Origin of the sequence: Dialister succinatiphilus (assembly GCF_928721695.1) — a bacterium.
GTDB classification, from domain to species: domain Bacteria; phylum Bacillota; class Negativicutes; order Veillonellales; family Dialisteraceae; genus Dialister; species Dialister succinatiphilus.
In genome coordinates this window covers 1892292-1909851 of sequence record NZ_OV788641.1, presented here as the reverse complement: position 1 = coordinate 1909851, position 17560 = coordinate 1892292, and the positions used below count along the sequence as shown (strand labels likewise).

At 48.2% G+C, this 17560-nt stretch carries 17 protein-coding genes; 1 reads left to right on the top strand and 16 read right to left on the bottom strand.

Annotated features, from left to right (window positions below; genetic code table 11):
* Window positions 1–59: 59 nt before the first annotated feature.
* The 16 genes from dnaG to NW747_RS07920 form a co-directional block, all read right to left on the bottom strand.
* Complete coding sequence (dnaG, locus tag NW747_RS07995) at window positions 60–1847, bottom strand: DNA primase (protein ID WP_273186655.1); 1788 nt, start codon at window positions 1845–1847, stop codon at window positions 60–62.
* 125 nt (window positions 1848–1972) lie between these two features.
* Window positions 1973–2692, bottom strand: a complete 720-nt coding sequence (locus tag NW747_RS07990) for an ATP-grasp domain-containing protein (RefSeq protein WP_273186653.1) — start codon at window positions 2690–2692, stop codon at window positions 1973–1975.
* Between the two features lie 156 nt (window positions 2693–2848).
* Complete coding sequence (locus NW747_RS07985; RefSeq protein WP_273186357.1) at window positions 2849–4312, bottom strand: ISLre2 family transposase; 1464 nt, start codon at window positions 4310–4312, stop codon at window positions 2849–2851.
* Window positions 4313–4853: 541 nt separating this feature from the next.
* The gene (locus NW747_RS07980; protein ID WP_273186651.1) at window positions 4854–5195 is read right to left on the bottom strand and encodes a hypothetical protein; all 342 of its coding nucleotides are present in this window, start codon (window positions 5193–5195) and stop codon (window positions 4854–4856) included.
* A gap of 117 nt (window positions 5196–5312) precedes the next feature.
* Complete coding sequence (radC, locus tag NW747_RS07975; RefSeq protein ID WP_273186648.1) at window positions 5313–5996, bottom strand: RadC family protein; 684 nt, start codon at window positions 5994–5996, stop codon at window positions 5313–5315.
* Window positions 5997–6040: 44 nt separating this feature from the next.
* Window positions 6041–6304, bottom strand: a complete 264-nt coding sequence (locus NW747_RS07970; protein WP_008859174.1) for a DUF4321 domain-containing protein — start codon at window positions 6302–6304, stop codon at window positions 6041–6043.
* 193 nt (window positions 6305–6497) lie between these two features.
* Window positions 6498–7073 (bottom strand): hypothetical protein, encoded by a 576-nt coding sequence (locus NW747_RS07965; RefSeq protein WP_273096401.1) that lies wholly within the window; start codon window positions 7071–7073, stop codon window positions 6498–6500.
* A gap of 304 nt (window positions 7074–7377) precedes the next feature.
* On the bottom strand, window positions 7378–8838 hold the full coding sequence (gltX, locus tag NW747_RS07960; RefSeq protein WP_273186644.1) for a glutamate--tRNA ligase: 1461 nt from the start codon (window positions 8836–8838) through the stop codon (window positions 7378–7380).
* Between the two features lie 3 nt (window positions 8839–8841).
* Window positions 8842–10005, bottom strand: a complete 1164-nt coding sequence (gene ispD, locus NW747_RS07955; protein ID WP_273186641.1) for a 2-C-methyl-D-erythritol 4-phosphate cytidylyltransferase — start codon at window positions 10003–10005, stop codon at window positions 8842–8844.
* On the bottom strand, window positions 9998–11092 hold the full coding sequence (locus tag NW747_RS07950; RefSeq protein WP_008859178.1) for a PIN/TRAM domain-containing protein: 1095 nt from the start codon (window positions 11090–11092) through the stop codon (window positions 9998–10000). Before NW747_RS07950 ends, ispD begins: the two co-directional genes overlap by 8 nt.
* Window positions 11093–11389: 297 nt before the next feature.
* Complete coding sequence (locus tag NW747_RS07945; RefSeq protein ID WP_273186638.1) at window positions 11390–12592, bottom strand: cation diffusion facilitator family transporter; 1203 nt, start codon at window positions 12590–12592, stop codon at window positions 11390–11392.
* Window positions 12593–12755: 163 nt separating this feature from the next.
* Window positions 12756–12989 carry a YdbC family protein gene (locus tag NW747_RS07940; RefSeq protein ID WP_008859180.1) on the bottom strand — a complete coding sequence of 78 codons (234 nt, stop codon included), beginning with the start codon at window positions 12987–12989 and terminating at the stop codon, window positions 12756–12758.
* 217 nt (window positions 12990–13206) lie between these two features.
* On the bottom strand, window positions 13207–13590 hold the full coding sequence (locus NW747_RS07935) for a hypothetical protein (protein ID WP_148363688.1): 384 nt from the start codon (window positions 13588–13590) through the stop codon (window positions 13207–13209).
* A gap of 131 nt (window positions 13591–13721) precedes the next feature.
* Complete coding sequence (locus tag NW747_RS07930) at window positions 13722–14174, bottom strand: hypothetical protein (protein WP_273186635.1); 453 nt, start codon at window positions 14172–14174, stop codon at window positions 13722–13724.
* 163 nt (window positions 14175–14337) lie between these two features.
* Window positions 14338–15312, bottom strand: coding sequence for a flotillin-like protein FloA (floA, locus tag NW747_RS07925; RefSeq protein ID WP_273186632.1), 975 nt, complete (start codon window positions 15310–15312; stop codon window positions 14338–14340).
* 45 nt (window positions 15313–15357) lie between these two features.
* Window positions 15358–16080 carry an NfeD family protein gene (locus NW747_RS07920; protein WP_273186629.1) on the bottom strand — a complete coding sequence of 241 codons (723 nt, stop codon included), beginning with the start codon at window positions 16078–16080 and terminating at the stop codon, window positions 15358–15360.
* Window positions 16081–16256: 176 nt separating this feature from the next.
* Between NW747_RS07920 and NW747_RS07915 the strand changes: the two genes are divergently transcribed.
* The gene (locus NW747_RS07915; RefSeq protein ID WP_273186625.1) at window positions 16257–17450 is read left to right on the top strand and encodes an SAM-dependent methyltransferase; all 1194 of its coding nucleotides are present in this window, start codon (window positions 16257–16259) and stop codon (window positions 17448–17450) included.
* Window positions 17451–17560 lie beyond the last annotated feature (110 nt).

The window sequence follows — 17560 nt, the reverse complement described above, 5'->3', positions numbered from 1 at the left end:
AAAAAGAACCTCTTCCGGCGTTTCCACAGGCGCCCCGATAAAATCTGAATGATGCTGTTTTATTTTAATGCCAGTATTTCTTTACTGAGCTGGATGCAGAGCAGCTGTTCTTCCCGGGCCTTCACCGGGTCGCTGCTGATCAGTTCCTGCGCTTTTTTCGTATGTATGCGATATTCCTCCTGCAGATAAATTTTCTTCATAGGCCAGATGTATTCTTCCCTGGGCACCGAGCCCGGCTGTTCTCCTTCCATGCGAAGCTTGGCCAGGCGGCTGATATCCTCCCTGGGCAGCTGGCCTTCCACCGCTTCTTCCGTAAGGGGCATATTTTTTGCCTTCATATCTTTCAAAAGAGCAAAGAGCCTTCCATGGAATTCATCGGCAAACTGGTAGCGGTCAAGCTCTGTATAGCCCTCTGGCAGCATATGGTAAATAAGACAGTAATTAAGGAAGCCCGCTTCCAGAAGCCGCTGCCTTTTCTTTAACGGATTCAAATCCAATTCTTCCTTCTCCACCGGCATATTCTGGGAAATATACACATGGGATTTATTCTTCCTGGCATATATCAGGGCCTCGCTGCGAATCATGCCTTCATCCATGTGCATGGCCCGGGCCATTTTCTTAATGAAAGCATTCAGCTGGAATGCATCGCCCGTGGATAGAAGGACGGAAAACATATCATCCAGAATACGGTGCTGCCCGTCCAGGGTGGTGCTGTCATACTGTTTCAAAAGAGAATGGAAAAGGAAATCCATAGCCGGTTCCGCCTGTTTCACCGCTTCCAGATAGGCGTCGCCGCCATGGAGATTTACAAATTCATCAGGGTCCTTGCCCTCCCCGAGATGCACTACACGGAGCTTCAGCCCAACGGAGCCGGCGATTTCCAAAGCCCGCTTCGTAGCATTCTGCCCGGCCGCATCCATATCGTAACTGAAAACCACTTCATCTGCATATTTTTTCAAAAGCCTGGCCTGCTCGATGGTAAAGGCGGTCCCAAGGGAAGCCACCGCATTGGTCACGCCGTGGGCATGAAGGGAAATGGCATCCATGTATCCTTCTACCATAATGGCCTGTTTTTTGGCCTTAATGGTGGGCAAAGCCTGATAAATGGCAAAGAGAAGCCTTCTTTTGTTGAAAATGGGACTTTCCGGCGAGTTCAGATACTTGGGCTTGCTGTCATCCATGACGCGGCCGCCAAAGGCCACGATTTTTCCGGAAAGGTTCCATATGGGAAACATGCAGCGGTTGCGGAACACATCGTAATAACGACCATTCTTATGGGCGCAGAGTCCTGCTTCCACCAGAAGATCTCCGCCGATCTTCTTCTTGGTGGTAAAATCCCGATAGAGCTTCTGCCAGTCCGGCGGCGCAAACCCAAGCTTGAATTTCTCTATGGTCTCCATGGAAAGATGGCGCTTATCAAAGTAGGCAAGACCGGCCTTCCCCATCTGTGTCCTGGTAAGGCAGCTGTGGAAATAGGAACCGGCCAGCTCCGTCACCGACTGGAGCTCGCGAGCCATGGCGGCCCGCCTTTTTTCCTCCGGCGATTCCTCCCGCTCCGGCATGTCCATATGAGCATAATCGGCGAGACGGCGCACTGCTTCCATGAAGGTGAGATGATCCATCTTTTCTACGAACGTAATGGCATCGCCGCTCTCATGACAGCCGAAGCAGTAATAAAATCCCTTATCCGGTGAAACGGCAAAGGAAGGGGTCCTCTCGGGTCCATGAAAAGGGCAGGAAGCCATATAATAACGTCCATGCTTTTTCAATGGCACATAGGAGCCAATAAGGTCTGCCAGATTAATATTCTCTTTTAACTGCTGAATAAACTCATTAAAAGCAGCCATAATCCTCCTCCCTCTGCCCTGGAAACATTGATCATTTTCCTATAGAGTAAGAAAGCACCGACAGAAAAGAGAAACATAAAATCACTCACTCATCGGTGCCAAATGCAGGCCCGGAAAAGATACTGCTACTTCACTGCAGAAGTCAGTTCTTTCCAGCGGGCTGCCAGAATATTCATATATACACGGGGAGACAAACCAAAACTGGCCAGTGAATAGCCATCGCTTACCTCTACCAGAAGAGTCCTCCCCTCTTCTGTTACGCCAAAATCAATGGCATAACCGGCAGGCGCCGACTTATAGGCCTTCACAGACTCGCGAAGCACCTTCACATCAGGAAATACATCCCAGCGGCCCTTATAAGGATTCAGGCCCTGTATTTCCCCATGAAGCACCCATAGACGCCATTCTGAAATAAAGTGCACCTTTTCGCTGCACCATACATCAATATCTTCCAGACCGCCGCCCAGCTTGATAAGGTCCTCCGATTTATCCAGTACCGTACCGTGGAACCGCTTGATATCCTCCACAGGCTTCACAAACACATGCCAGTCCTCCGGATGGCTGGTAATCGTAAAGAGAGTGGATTTCCAGATTTTGCGGCCTGTAAAGGGAAGGAGCTCATCGGGATAATCCAGCGGCACAAGCTTCACGCCAAACCGCTCAAGGGCCACCTTCACATCAGAAACTGTCCCCACCACCGGATCATCCGGCTCATTATCCGTAAGAGAATACACCGCCTTGTACTTCACCACAGGAATTTCCAGTTCCCTGCAGCCGGTATAGGCATAATAACAGCTGGGATCATAAAACTCCCCGGTATGTTTGATACGGATATAAGCTTTCATGAACATTCTCCCATAAAAAATACACATCGCTATAAATTTAATGATACCATTTACAGTTCATTTTTGCCAGTGTTTATAAATAAGTGGTAAGTGTCAAGTTTTCCTCGGTAATTCATTTGACTGTCGATGATTACTATCTCCGTGGCTTCGGTTTAATCAGTATTTCTGTATAGCTCTGGCCAGTCTCCCCATTGGTGAAGAAGAAGCTCCATAAACGCCTATACGCCCCTCCAGGCATCCTGGCCTATAGTTTCTCATTTTACGCTTCTGCGCCTCACTCCGGACATTCTGGGCGATTTTACGCTCTGCCTGCACCGCAGCCTTGTGCATGGCTCTATCCATCTTTTTGTAGCTTTTCCCATTAGCATGGTACAGGAGAGCTGCTGTAAGTGTTTTATTCTTCCGGGCGGTCAATACCCAAACCATACACTCCATTCCCTCGCTGGACCAGCTCCGTCCCTGCCGCTTCATGCGATAGCTATAGAACCGGTGGTTTGTTTCTGCAGTCCCCAGGTGAATCTCTGTATGGATGCCGCGCTGACTCAGGCTGGGGATATAGGGGGCATTTCTCTCCAGATAGCTCTGCAGCTTGTCTACCTCCTCCAAATCCTCCTCTGTCCGGGCACAGCTCCGGGCAGTGTCCATCCATACGGGAATCTGTTTCATAATATTGTCGGTCCGGTGAAGTTCTCGGATAATACGGTCTATCAGTTTCCTGTTGCAGAAGCTGAGCCGGGTCCGGATCTTTTCATGCACATGATAGCAGTCGCGGAAGTGCTGGTGATCCAGGCAGCCTTCTACCATTCGCTCAAAGTCCTGAAACTGGTATCCGGACCCTCCATCCCCATTCGACAGCACTGTGGTCTTAGACAGGTCATAGTGCCCAAGCAGATAGCTTCTTACCATTGCAAAAAGTTCTTTTCTGCTGGTAGATGCAAAGCAGCGAAGTCCTACCAGTTCTGTCCTGTTGCCATTTTTCCTGACTCCCTCATATATCTGGAGGCGGTGCACTTCCGAAACGCTGCCTTTCTCCTTGTTCTTGAGTACAATTCCATCTCCTTCAATCGCTATAATTTCCGGCTGTGTCGGCTTTTCAACCTTTTCCTCTTCTGCCAATGCTTTTTCATAAGTCTTCGCCTTCTCGCCGGCATAGTTCTTGAGTGAGATAACGGACTGATGGGAGATGGTAATCCCGGCCAGGCTTTGCAGGAGTTCGCTGGCACTGCGAGATGTGGTAATTGCAACAGCCTCGACAATCCGCTCAATCATTCCCAAGCTGTAGTGCTTTCTGGACTCAAAGCCCATTTTGCAGTCCAGGGGATAGAAGCTCTTCCCTTCTTTCTGCAGAAGTCTTCGTGTATAGGTCAGCTCTCCATAGCGGCAGCAAATCGTCCTAGAGTCCCGGCGCGCCACACGCCACCCCTGTGCCTTGTAAATCTGATACAGCTCAGTGTCAATACGCGCCAGGGCCATAGCTATAAGCTGACAGTTCATTTCAGTGAGCCAATGAGTTAGCTTCCTTTCAGCCTCGATAGAGTCATCAGATTCCTTAATGAGAGAAATGACTGCACCAATTGCATTTTCACTCCAAATTTCTCCAGTTTTTGTTATAATATCCATGAGGAAAGCCCTTTCTTTGTTTTATTCTTTGCCACGGAAATTATAACATTTCCACTCAAGGGGAGGCTTTCCTCTTTTATTGTTTCTGGAAAAATTCCCTTACCGAGTAAAATTTTACACTAAGAAATAAGTGGTTATATGAGGAACATAAAATTCATTGAATATCCGGCGTAAATGATAAATGACAGGTAAAAAATGAATGGTAAAAATATTCCCTTCGCCCCTCTCCGGGACATAAAGGGGCTGTGAAGAAATGCATGAATGACACCGATATCACTCCACCTCCCGTCATTTCGACGAAAGCGTTGCGGAGTGGAGAAATCTCACTCCGAAATGTGGCAAGCCCCAGGGTGGCAGGAGATCTCTCGGCTCTGCGTTTCATTAGAGCCCAAAATCTTTGCCCCATACCGGCAGGTTCCCCCCGCTCGAGATGACGATGCCGGCGGGCAGCTGACTGTCATTTACTGAAAAGGAAGCCATTGAAAAGGGCTGTGAAGAAATGATTACCATTTTTTCACAGCCCTCATTGGCATGGATGATATTAATATCCGTTAACCTGACTTACCACGCGGAAATTATCTACATCAAAAGCTTTGCAGATAACGCCGAAGAAAGGTCCGTAAAGCATGGTCCTGTAGATTTCTGATTTCGCAATGAGAAGAAGCCGTCCGCTGTCAAAAGTCACGCGGATAAGGCCGTTATTCACGTACTTTTCAAAATCCTTTTCCGCCATGGCCTTCTGCAGCTTCTCCAGAGCTTCCCTGGTCGGTCCTTCCTGATATTCAGGCCGTTCCATCACAGGAGTAAACCGGACTTCATAAATCGTGCTGTCATAACCCTTAGATTCAGCAGAATATCTTTTTCCTTTTTCCATTTCTTCCATGAATAAACACCTGTCCTTTACAGTTGAAATATTACATTTACATTATAACATCTTTCACCGGCTTCTGCATGGCGGGGGAAGTTTTAGACAGAGCAGAAATGCCACAGCCCTTCCCCATCAAAGGCATCCTCTTTCATGAAGGCTGACGAAAGTGCCATCTCCTATGATGACATGGTCCAGTACTTCCATGTCCAGCAGTTTGGCCGCGGCGGCGAAGGCTTTTGTAATATCCAGGTCCTCCTTTGACGGTTCCGGATAGCCGGAAGGGTGGTTATGAACCAGGATGAGGCCATAGGCCTTATACCGTATGCCCCACTTCAGGGCTTCCTTTATATCCACCGGCGCAGCGTTCAGATTTCCCTTCGTAATCATGCGATATCCCAGAAGGCGATTCTTCACATTCACATAGGCCGTGACGAAGTGTTCCTGGTTTTCGTGACGCAGTTTTTCCATAAAAAAGGCTGCCACTTTATCCGGCGCGCTGAAACTGACCAGCTTCCGCTTATCGCAGATAAGAGAAAGCCGGCGCCCCAGTTCCACCGCAGCGCAGATGGTGACAGCCTTGTCAGGCCCTATGCCCTTGATATCAGTGAGATCCCGCCAGTTCAGGTCTTCATAGCCGTTGATACCCGTTTCCCGCTCCAGAAGATCTACCACTTCTTTTGCAATTTCCATAACCGAATGGCCCTGCCTGCCGGTACGCAGAAGAATGGCTACCAGATCCGTATTACTGGCAAGGCGGGGAGAAATCTGGAATCGCTCTCTTGGTTTATCTTCGCTTCGCATTTCCCGTATCAACATGATTTTCACCTCATTGCGGAACAATCATTGATATGCTTATGAAATTAAAATTTCTTGTACAGCCATGCAGCTATCAGAATACCGGCAATACTGATCAAATTCGGTGCAAACCGGAGGCCGAAATGAAACTGGATGATGCCCAAATTCAGGAAGATATCCTTCAAATCGAAAATTTCAAAAGTCTGGGTCAGATAAGGCATAAGGCCCACAAAATTAACTCCTTCCATGACCTGGCCCAAAATACCGCCGATTAAAGCACCGGCTGCCAGAAAAAGAAGAAGCGGGAAAAATCCCTTGGAAAAATGCATGGTAACAGCTCCTATAGATTAAAGGTGATCGGATCTTCCCAGCTTCGGCTGCGAAGATTCCAAAGTTTGACGGTCCCGGGGAAAATTCGGGGCTAGCGGTAAAAATCACAAAGTCAGAGTGACTAAGCCCCTCTGTCTCCAGCAGCCTGCAGAAAAGCGGAAACATTTCTCAGGTGCCTTAAGACTTATGATTTTAGAACTCGCTTCCCAGGGCGATTTTTCCAGCCACTCTTTCAGCCAAAGCCTTTCCGATGGAATCGGCGGTACGGTACTGGTAAATGACCCGCCATACCGTATTCTTCTGGGTAAAAATATACTCATCCACTGTGAGATCCGTACTCTTGCCCCTGCTCGTTTCCGTAAAGGTAAAGGTCAGTTTCTTACCATCCAGATTTCCAATCTTCACATCCTGGCTGTCAAACTTTACATTGGAAAGAGAAGAATTGCTTTTCAGCACATTCCGGGCCTGTGAGATGAGAACCTTTTCATTCATGTCGGCAGTCACTTTTTCTCCGGTCACAAGAATCTGCAGATGGCTGTTATGGCCTTCCGCCTTCACCACAGAAGCTCCCTTATCACCCAGATCCACCTGCTTTCCGTTGGAAACAAGCTCGAAAGGAGTGGATACGGTAATGGTCTGGTTATCACAGTGAATGCGGTTCCGCCCGAAGACAAACTGGTCATCCAGACTGTTTCCGCAGCCGGCAAAGAGAAGGGACGCCCCCAGGAGACCGGCGGCCAGTATCAGTTTTGATCTTTTTATGTTCATAGTCCAACACTTTCCTCGTATTTTGAGTTATCGGCTTTATTATACCATATTATGATAGAGGCTTCAGAAGGTTTAAGGGTAGAGGTCAGGGACTCTGCATTTCCCTTATCTCCTAAAGGCAGCAGGAAGCTGGAGTCACAGGGGTAACTGGATTTGCGGAAAAAAGGGAGACCTTTGCATCCTATGAAGCAGTGACAGCTACACTGCCCTTCCCAGGGCACATCTGCCGTCTGGTAGTCAGACCGTCCGGCCTTTTCCCCACAACAAAAAAGCCCCGGAAAATCCGGAGCTTTTCTTATGGATTTCAGCAGTATTTGAGGCTGTCTCTCAAGCGGGAGAGGGTCTTTTCCCGTCCGAAGAGGGCGATCATGTCATAAAGGCCCGGTCCGTGGGTGACACCGGTCAAAGCGATTCTGACCGGTTCAAAGGCTGCCTTGCCTTTGATGCCGGTTTCTTTCATGAGAGAGGAGAAGCATTTCTTGATGGATGCTTCGTCAAAGGTTTCCAGCTTTTCCAGTGCGTCGGCGAAGGCGGTGATGATTTTGCCGCTGGTTTCCTGTTTCATAATGGACAGGGTTTCTTCGTCAGTCACTTCCGGCAGGTCTTCAAAGAAGAGTTTGACATTTTCCGGAGCCTGGGCGCCGTAGTAAAGATGATCACGGACGTACCAAACTACCCTGGTAAGCCAGTCTTTCTGTTCAGCAGACAGCGGCGCTTTTACGTATCCTGCTTTTTCAATGAAAGGCAGGGTCAGGTCAAGCAGCTGTTCCGGAGAGAGTTTCTTCATATACTGGAAGTTAATCCAGTTCAGTTTTTCGATATCGAAAACGGCATCGTTGGAGGAAACCCGTTTCATGGAGAACTGTTTAATCAGTTCGTCCCTGGTGAAGATTTCCTGTTCGCCCTTGGGAGCCCATCCGAGAAGGGCCAGGTAGTTTACCATGGCATCAGGCAGGTAGCCCATATTTCTGTATTCCGTTACGGAGGTAGCACCGTGGCGCTTGCTCATCTTCTTGTGATCGGCGCCAAGGATAAGGGAAATATGGCCGAATTTCGGAATCGGATAGCCCAGTGCTTCATAAATGGCAAGCTGACGGGGTGTGTTGGACAGGTGTTCTTCGGCACGGATAACGTGGGTCACGCCCATGAGGGAATCATCGATCACCACGGCAAAGTTGTACACCGGAATGCCATCAGATTTGACAATAATGAAATCGCCTACGCCGGATGCCTGGAATTCCACATGGCCTCTTACCATATCGTCAAAGGCAAAGACGCCGTCTTTTCTGACTTTGAGGCGGATAACCGGTTTTCTGCCTTCTGCTTTGTACTGAGCCACCTGTTCTTCCGTCAGGTGACGGCAGTGGTCGTCATACACCGGTGTCTGTCCTGCAGCCACCTGCTTCTTGCGGCTTTCTTCCAGTTCTTCTTCGGTGCAGTAGCAGTAGTAGGCCTTTCCTTCGTCAAGGAGGCGCTGTACTTCTTTCTTATAAATGTCAAGGCGTTCGGTCTGGCGATAAGGGCCGTTTTCACCGCCAACGTCAATGCCTTCATCCCAGGTAAGGCCCAGCCATTTCAGGGAGTCTTTAATATTTTCTTCCGATTCCCGGGAGGAACGTTTCAGGTCTGTATCTTCAATGCGGACCAGGAAGGTGCCGCCTGCATGGCGGGCCACCAGCCAGTTGAATAAAGCGGAACGGGCGCCGCCGATGTGGAACGGGCCTGTAGGGCTTGGAGCAAAACGAACTTTCAGTTTCTTTTCCATAAATTAACTCCTCCTGCATACGATGGATGATGCCATGGCGGCTATGCCTTCACGGCGGCCGATGGCTCCCATCTTTTCATTGGTTGTTGCTTTGATGCCTATATCACCAGGCAAGATATCCAAAATACCGGCAATTTTTTCTTTCATGGCCGGTATGTATTTGGCCAGTTTGGGCTTTTCAGCGATGACGGTACTGTCGATATTCCCCACCATGTACCCTTCATCTTCAATGATTCTCTTCACTTCCATAAGAAGGCGGCTGCTGTCAGCTCCTGTAAACCGGTCATCGGTATCGGGGAAATAATGGCCGATATCAGGAAGGCCGCAGGCCCCCAGAAGGGAATCCATAATGGCATGAAGAAGTACGTCCGCATCGGAGTGGCCAAGAAGGCCTCCTTTTTCGGAAATACGGATGCCGCCCAAAATCAAGGGCCTTTCTTCGTCAAAGCGGTGCACGTCATAGCCCTGCCCGATGCGGAAAGGGCAGCGGTCTTTCCGGAGAGCCTGCTCCAGGCGATCCATATCATCCGGCGTCGTCACTTTAAAGAACCGCTCCTTCCCCGGAATGAGTTTCACCGGCACGCCGAGCTGTTCCAGCACGGAAGCATCATCGGTGAAGCTGCCGCCCCGGGACAGAAATTCCACCGCCCGATGGAAAAGTCCGGTCAGAGCGCCCTGGGGCGTCTGGGCCCGGAAAAGACTGCTCCGCTCCGGTGTTTCCACAATGGTATTTCCCTTTACCTTTTTAATGGTATCAATACAGGGAACGCCCACGGCCACCGCCGGATTTTCCCGGCTGATGGCAGTGAAAGCATCATCGATGGTCTTACCATCTACCAGCGGGCGGGCTCCGTCATGGACAAGAACTTTATCTGATTTTTTTGAAATCATGTGAAATCCATTCCTCACGGACCCTGCCCTGTCACTGCCGCCGGGAGCAAACATGACACGGATGGAATGGGGAATGGAATCGACAATGGATTCAAAAACCGGCTTTTCCTCGGGCTTGGTAACAATGACCAGTTCCGAAAGAAGGCGGCTCTGGAATACATTTTTTAAGGTGTAATAAATGAGAGGATGGCCTGCGCAGGAAAGAAGCAGCTTATTCAGGGATGCCTGCATGCGGCTTCCGTTTCCCGCAGCCACCAGTATGAGCGAATTAATCATTGGAGTCCAGCTTTGCAAAAATCATTTTGCCTGCAGAGGTCTGCAGGACTGATGTAATAATAACGGGCACTTCCCTGCCAATGCAGGAACTGCCGTTTTCCACCACGATCATGGTACCGTCTTCCAGGTAAGCTACGCCCTGCCCTTCTTCCTTTCCCTGCTTGACCAGCTGCACAAAGAGCTGTTCACCGGGAATGACGGCAGGCTTCACTGCAATGGCCAGGTCATTGATGTTCAGTACACTGACCCCCTGCAGCTCTGCCACCTTGTTCAGGTTGTAATCATTGGTTACGATTTTATATCCTTTGGCACGGGCCAGCTTGACCAGCTTGGAATCCACCTCGTTCATTTCCTCGAAATCATCGGTAATGATATGGAAGTCCCTGCTGTTCTTTTTCATGTGGTTCAGTATATCCAGTCCCCGGCGGCCCCGGTTCCTTTTCAGCACATCAGAAGAGTCTGCAATTTTCTGCAGTTCTTCCAGTACAAATACAGGCACATAAATAGGACCTTCCAGAAAGCCGGTGCGATAAATATCCGCCACCCTGCCGTCGATAATCACATTGGTATCCAGAAGCTTTCCGTCTTTTTTATCCTTATTCTTTTTCCGTTCCGGTTCTGAATGGAAATGGAACCAGCTGGCCATTTCCGATTTCTTGCTTACCGCCAGATGCATACCCAGGTAACCGAGGATGATGCTCAGGGCTACGGATACATAAGGTCCGATATAAGGCACGCTGATAAAAGCCAATCCCACCAGGTTGGCAATGATAAGGCCCAGGAAAAGGCCCAGGGTGCCAGCCACCAGGTCCTGTACCGACATGGAGGACAGGGACTTTTCTACCCTGGAAGTAAAGGCAAAAAGGCTCCTGTTCAGATAGGGAGAAATAAAGCAGCCCACAATGGCTCCCAGTATCCCTCCTACCAGCATCGCTCCCAGAGACATGAACGTTACGCCCAGAATGGTTTCCGTTAACACCGAATTGGGAAGAAGCGCCGCCAAAACGGTTTCTCCCTGCCTGGAAAGAACGATGCCAAGAACGGTAAAGAGCAATATGAATATTCCTCTTAAAATTTTTTCCGGCATCTTATAAATCCCTCTTTATATACTCTCTTGAATCCCACTTTTACCCGGAATTGAACTCCGGTATATGACGATCTGCCGCTTATGGGCTCATAACAAACTTTTCGTAGTAATTATTATACCAAATTGTATACATAATTTATACAGAAATCATGAAAAATTTCTGAAAAAGAGAGTTTCCCATATCAGACAGTGGTAAGACAGCTTCATATGAAAAAGATGCAGAGAGTTCAATAGATGGTTCTAAAGGATTTACCGTCGCGGTTTCTGAATATGTCACTTCTACAGGTCCCTATCCCCTTACTTGTCCTTATTTCTACCGGCAATTTCTTTGACTTCCTCTTCATCCCATCCATATAATTTGCCGCTGATAAAGTTTCTGTCCACCATGGTTTCCACTGTATATTCAGGGTTGATGGCCTTCAGATGGCTGCAGATCTCATCATAAATCTCTTTATCTTTCAATTTGCAGGGGCCTGTCAATGCCAGTTCAAAGGACAGGTGGATTTCCCCTTTCTTTTCTTCCACAAAGAAATCATGATAGGAAAGAGGAAGCCTTGTCCTGTAAATGGCCGATTCCAGGTCTCTTCTGTACTCTGCTTCCCTTGGATTAGATACGGCTTTCGGGTCTGCGTGAATGGTAGCCTGCACATTCAGTTTATCCCGCAGGGTAGTCATTACGTTTTCTGCCAGTTCATGGCTTTCTACCAGGTTCAGGCTGCTGTCAAGCTCCACATGGGCCGTGGCGAAGTGGTTTTCCGGGCCGTAATCATGAACGATCAGGTCATGGACACCATACACGCCGGGGCAGGAAAGAATGCATTCCTTAATTTTCCTGTAAACTTCCTTGTCAGGAGTAGCGCCAAGGATGGAGTTCACCGCATTTTTCATGATACCGTATCCCGTCCACAGAATGAAAAGGGACATGAGACAGCCCATAATACCATCGATCCGGATGCCGAAGAAATATTCCGCCAGTGTGGCCACCAGTACGCCGCTGGTGGAAAGAGTGTCGGATAAAGAGTCGGCGCTGTAGGCTTCGAAGGCTTTGGAACCTATCTTCTCCCCTGCCCTTTTATACCACCAGGCCAGAAACAATTTGGCCAGAAGGCCAATGACAAGAATAATGGCGACAAAAACAGTAAATTCCGTATTTCTGGGATGAATAATCTTCTGTACCGATTCCACCAGAAGGGTGATTCCTACATAGAGGATCACTGCCGCCATGACAGTGGAGTTGATATACTCCAGCCTGCCGTGTCCAAAAGGATGTTCTTTATCCGACGGCTTGGCGGCATAGTAAAAGGTCATCATGAGAAGCACCACCGAACCCATGTCGGTAATATTATTGAATCCATCGCCCATGACGGAAAGGAAACCACTCTGCCAGCCTGCCAGTATTTTGAAGACACCCAGCATAAGGTTCACCAGAAGGCCCACCAGTCCTGCCATAAAAGCTCTTTTAGTTCTGTCCCCGTTAGGACCGGAAAATAGAAATGTCATAGAAAAATTCACCTCTTGAAAGTTTGTGTATGTTCAGAAAATCAGTATTTTCTGGATTTGCATGCTTTCTAAATCAAAAAAGGAGCACCTAAAATATTCCATATATACCAAAAGACTCTCCTTTCGGAGAGCCTTCCTTCTATGGACCGCAGTTATTTGACTATTAATACTTATCAAAATCTATGTCATTCAGAATGTCTTTCAGCTTCAGAATTTCTTCCTTTGTCAGAGTAATTCCTTTGGTCATAGCTGAATGGTCCGGGTTCCAAGAGCGAAGATCAAACTTCTCGTCCCGGTTGTTCCAGCTCGTGTAGGTCAGCTCTTTTTTCCAGCCATTGGCAGCCACGGACAAATCACCTAATACATCCTGAATGGTATACGTAATCTTTGCAGCCATTTATCAATCACCTCATTAGTCATAAACTAGGACTATCCTATCATACGGACAGTGGAATGTAAAGGGATGAAGAAAATAGAGTGTCAAGGATATGAGGGCTGCAGCGGTTCCCTGACAAATAAAAAGAACGCTGGTACAGCGGATTGCATCTGCCTTCAGCCCAGGCCTGCAGAAAGATAAAAAAAGGAGCCGCGTATCGCAGCTCCTTTTCATGGTTTTATGTATTTTCCATGACTTCTTCCTGTTTCCGTTCCACCCAGTTCTGGAAGTCTGCCTTATCGCCCAGGGAAACGTAGGAAAGCTGTACCGGAAGGGCCACCAGGCCGCCGGTAATCCGGGCACCGATATAAAGCTGGCTCCAGTTATGAGAAACGCCGGCCACTTCGTTATATTCTACAGGCATATAGAAAGCACGGAAAGAAATATGATAATCCGAGTTTATGAAAGACCATGGCACAGCTACCAGCAGTTTTTTCTCACAGATGAGGGCCACCGGATTGTGAACGCGATTGATACGCCAAAGGGATAACGCAACCACCAGGGCAGCAATGAAATAGAATATCAGTCCATGATTGGTGTTGTGAGATATAGCAAAAATCACAGCGGCTGCACTGACAAGCACATAAACGAGGGATAAAAAAATGATATACAGCTTTGATCGGTAACATTCCCATAGTATTTTCCCGTATAATTTTTCTTTATAGGTATCCAACGCAATCAACTCTTTCTCTTTTATTTAAAAGGCTTCCATGGTCTTCTGCACCGGGCCGGACCAAACAGGGCATCATAGATGACCCATTGCCTGAGGTCCGGAATCGGTCCAGGAAAAGCGGCTTTTTCAGTGGCACCGGCATGTTCTTTCATTCCGGGATTCCCCTGCTTTAAACTCTGTTTGAAGGAAGAAGTGAAGACGGAAGAATTTCTTCCTTTCAATTCCTGCTTTTTAACAGAGAAAGTTTTCCTCTTTTCCCTGGTGAGGTCTTCGCTTCCTGTCGTTAAATCATTACTTCCTGTCTTTATTTTAACAGATTTATTTTTAACTTTAAAGAATTTCTTTTCAGGCTGAACTTCCTTGTCTGTTTTCTCTTTCTTTTCAGGGACTGCTCCGGTGGTCTTCCCCCAGGAACGGAGCATCTTTTCCCTTACCTTTTCATAATCATAGCCTTTGAGATCTGGATGTTCCATAGGTCCTCCTTATGACAGCCTTCTTCTCATAAAAGAAAGGATTCCATTCCTTGACTGCCGTCATGACTGAATTTTCAGGCAGCAGAAACAGGGGCCTGCTCAAGGAATTCCATGACGCTCCAGTGCCAGGAAATTTCTTCCGAAAGCAGGCTTTGTGAATTAATCACTTTCCTTTGACTTCATGTCCGGCAATGCTGCCCCGCATATCCGTATCAGCCTCTATATTTTTCAGGTTGTAATAATCCATAACTCCCAAATGGCCGCTCCGCAGAGCTTCGGCCATGGCTTTAGGCACTTCAGCTTCCGATTCCACTACCTTGGCCTGCATTTCCTGGGTATAGGCTTTCATTTCCTGTTCCTTAGCCACAGCCATGGCTCTTCTTTCTTCCGCCCTTGCCTGGGCTATCTGCTTATCAGCTTCTGCCTGATCTGTCTGCAGCTGGGCGCCAATATTTCTGCCTACATCCACATCGGCAATATCAATGGAAAGAATTTCAAAAGCAGTGCCCGAATCCAGCCCTTTCTCCAGTACTGTCTGGGAAATGTGGTCCGGATTTTCCAGCACATCTGTATGCTTTTCCGCAGAACCTACGGTGGTGACAATTCCTTCCCCTACCCGGGCAATAATGGTCGCTTCCCCAGCGCCGCCTACAAGCCGGTCAATATTGGCCCGCACTGTAACCCGGGCGCGCACCTTCAGCTCAATGCCATTTTTAGCTACCGCGGAAATGGTAGGCGTTTCAATGACCTTGGGATTTACGCTCATCTGCACGGCTTCGAGCACATTTCTTCCTGCCAAATCAATGGCAGCGGCCTGCTCAAAGGACAAATCAATCTGGGCGCGGTGGGCAGCAATCAGGGCATCTACCACATTATCCACGTTGCCGCCGGCCAGGTAATGGGCTTCCAGCTGATTCACATTCAAGTCCAGCCCTGCCTTGGTCCCCTTGATGAGGGGCAGCACGATCATCCGAGGTTCCACCCGGCGGATACGCATGCCTACCAGATTGAAGAGGGAAATATTGACTCCTGCGGCCAGGGCGGAAATCCACAGCCCCAGAGGTACGAAGTGGAGAAATACAGAAAGAGCAGCCGCAGCTATAACGAGAATCAAAAAAGGAAATATCATGAGTTCCATATATGCCTCCTGATTTATATAATGAAATTAAATTTCATGGACCGGTTATACTTCTTTCACCACCACATACCCGGATTCTGCCTTAACGACCATGACAGCCCTTCCGGCGGGAATAAAAGTGCCTTCCGACAGGGCATCCACCATCTGTCCTTCCACATTCACTTTCCCGGAAGGCCGGAGTACAGAAAAGGCTGTGCCTTTTTTCCCCACCAGCCCCTTCAGGCTGCCGGAGGAAGAGACGAAGCCCCTGCTTCCTCTCAGTTCCGTATGAAGAGTCAATTTCTTCCATAAACGGCTGCCTTCCAGATGGCCCAGAATGAAATAGAGACCCACTGCCGATGCCAGAATGGAAAAAGACAGGATATAAAGGGCTGTGATGTCACCGCCAAAGGTGAGGAACAGGCCCCCTAAGACCAGTACCAGTCCGCATAGTATGCCGGCGCCGGACATGAGAAGAAAAATATCCAGAAAAATGAGTACCAGACCGCCAAAGTAAAGAATAAATTCCCAGAAGAAACTTTTCTCCTCATACCAGTTGGCTCCGATAAGAATACATCCGGCAATGGCAGCCGCCAGAGCGCCGCCGGAAAAGCCGGCCGTTTTAATTTCAGCAGCAATGGAAATCAGAATCACCGCAGCCAGCACCGTTTCAATGATGGGGTTTTTAATCAGCCCCGCAGCATCAGCACCGTCAAAGGCAGAAACCGGCATTACGAAAGAAAGAAAAAAGGGCAGGAGAAAAAGCAAAGTTTTAAAATGCTGTTTCATGGCCCCACCTCCTTACCATATGCGTAGAAGAGAAAGTCAAGTCCTTTCCCTGTTTAAATTATACTATATACAGCTGCCATCGTGCCATAACCATTTTTATCGAAGCACTGTAACCATTCCTCCTGTAAAGTGATATAATAGAATTAAGTAATAAAGTTTAAATCAGGAGGTGCCTTATGTTTAAAAAGGAAGCACTTAACATGGCTCTGCAATTATGGAAAAAGGGCGGCTTTACCGTTCGTTTCTGGGATGGTACGGAAAAAAGCTATGGTTCAACCCCTCCAAAGTTTAAAGTTATTTTCAAACAGGAACCCACATTCTCTCCATCGGAACTGAAAGAAGACCTGGATGTACTCATTGGATCCGCCTATGTGGACGGTATTGTGGATTTTGAAGGAAACCTGGACGATATCGTTGCCACCGCCTTTCAGAAGGATCCGGTGAAACTCCCCTACCATCTGGGCGCCCTTCGCCAGAAAATGATAGAGGAAGAGGAAAAGCGGGAAAAATCAAACATCCACGCCCACTATGATTTGGGAAATGATCTTTTCGATTCCTTCCTGGATGCCACGAAAACCTATTCCTGCGCTTATTTCAAACATGAAGACGACAGCCTGTATGAAGCCCAGATGAATAAAATCGACCTGTCCCTCAGAAAGCTGTTTCTGAAGCCGGGAGAAAACCTTCTGGATATCGGCTGCGGCTGGGGAGAACTCATTATCTATGCTGCCAAGAAATACGGCATTCATGCTTACGGCATTACCCTGTCGGAAGATCAGTACAAAACAGCTAAAGAACGGATTCATAAAGAAGGACTGGATGGCAAAGCAGAAGTCATTCTGGAAAACTACCTGGATCTGGACAGTGATGCATACCAGTTTGATAAAATCGTATCCATCGGCATGTTCGAACACGTAGGCAAGAAGTACCTGCCCCTCTATTTTAATAAAGTGTCCAACCTCTTAAAGCCCGGCGGACTCTTCATGCTTCACTCCATTCTCAACATGGACCCCCAGGAAAAACAGACGAATAACTGGATGACCAAGTACATCTTCCCCGGCGGCTACGTTCCCGGCATTCGTGAAACCGTATCCACCTTCCCTCTCTTCGGTCTTCGGCTGATTGCCTTTGAAAGCCTCCGCCGCCATTATGCCAAGACACTCCATTGCTGGGCCGAAGCATTCAATGCCCACAAGGACAGCCTGCCGCCTGTGTATGACGAAAAATTCAAACGGCTCTGGGATATTTACCTGAGAGGCTGTGAATCAGGCTTCCGCACCGGCGTGCTGGATGTAGGACAGTTCATCCTGAGCAAAGGTGTGAATAACGATTTGCCTATGACACTGGAATCTATTTACAATGATAAATAGTTGATAGATACAAAAAAGACCGCCAAGCGGTCTTTTTTGTATAACATGTGACGCGGATGCAGGCCGCATAGTCGGTTCCTTCATTCAAAGGCGCCTGCTGCCGCCTTATG